This is a genomic window from Brevundimonas sp. EAKA (assembly GCF_000698025.1).
Classification (GTDB): domain Bacteria; phylum Pseudomonadota; class Alphaproteobacteria; order Caulobacterales; family Caulobacteraceae; genus Brevundimonas; species Brevundimonas mediterranea_A.
In genome coordinates this window covers 1-974 of record NZ_JMQR01000264.1, presented here as the reverse complement: position 1 = coordinate 974, position 974 = coordinate 1, and the positions used below count along the sequence as shown (strand labels likewise).

The 974-nt window shown below is 70.1% G+C and carries 2 protein-coding genes; both read right to left on the bottom strand.

Features of this window, described 5'->3' with window-relative positions:
* Positions 1-42: 42 nt before the first annotated feature.
* Positions 43-453 (bottom strand): phage major tail protein, TP901-1 family, encoded by a 411-nt coding sequence (locus tag ER13_RS17380; protein WP_035311442.1) that lies wholly within the window; start codon positions 451-453, stop codon positions 43-45.
* Positions 454-543: 90 nt separating this feature from the next.
* A partial coding sequence (locus ER13_RS17375) for a DUF3168 domain-containing protein (RefSeq protein WP_231492588.1) occupies positions 544-974 on the bottom strand: 431 nt, incomplete at its 5' end.

Sequence of the window (974 nt, the reverse complement as noted above, 5' to 3'; positions counted from 1 at the left end):
GCTGGGAGATGTGTAAAAGAGACGGGGGCCAGCCCCCGCCGCTCATGTCGCCGAAAACCCGATCTCGCCCGCGCTGGCCAGGCTCAGCGCAAAGGTCGCCTCCCCCTCGTGCTCGCCGGCGTATTCCAGCGCCGCCACCAGGAACGGCCCCTCCAGCACGCCGAAGTCCGGCACCACCAGCCGCCACCGTTTCGCCGCCTGATCGAAGAAGGCCTCGCGCACCAGGGCGTCCGACGCCGCGTCGCGGAAGATCCCCTGCCCCGACACCGCCGCCGACTTGACCCCGGCCCCCGCCAGCAGCTCGCGCCACCGCCCGGCGCTGTCGCCGTCGGTCGCATCCACCGTCCGCGCGTTCAGCGAAATCGTCCGCGCCCTCAACCCCGCCACCGTCGTGAACACGCCCGGCGCGCCCTCGATCTTCAGCAGCATGTCCTTGCCCGCCTGTGCGGTCATTTTCGTCCTCGCTTTGCTCTTGAGTGGTAAGTCGTGAAACGTGAATCGTGATTAGCGGCGGGCGGCTTCAACCCGCTCCAAAATCACGAGTCACCACTCACGACTCACCTCCTCCGTCACCGCCCTCAGCCGCACCACCGCATAGGTCCGCCGCCCGTCCCCGGCCCGGAACACGTCGGCGAAATTCGCCCTCAGGGTCGCCGTCCGCACCCCGTCCGCCTCCAGCACCGCCTCGTGCAGACACGCCCGCACCGCCGCCGCCACCGCCTTGGCTTCTTCCGATCTGTCGAACCGCGACACCCCGGTCAGGGTCAGCCTCTGCTCCACCCCGCCCCCGTCCGCCGCCACCGGTCGGCTCTCGCACCGGCCGATCACGAGATAGGGGTGTTCCGCCTCTTCCGGCGCCTGGTCGAACACCCGTCCGCCCACCAGGGCCGCGACCGCCGCATCGCCTTTCAGCGCCGCCAGCACGGCCTTTTGCAGCGCGCTTTCATGATCCCTCATCGCCGCCGCTCCAGCCC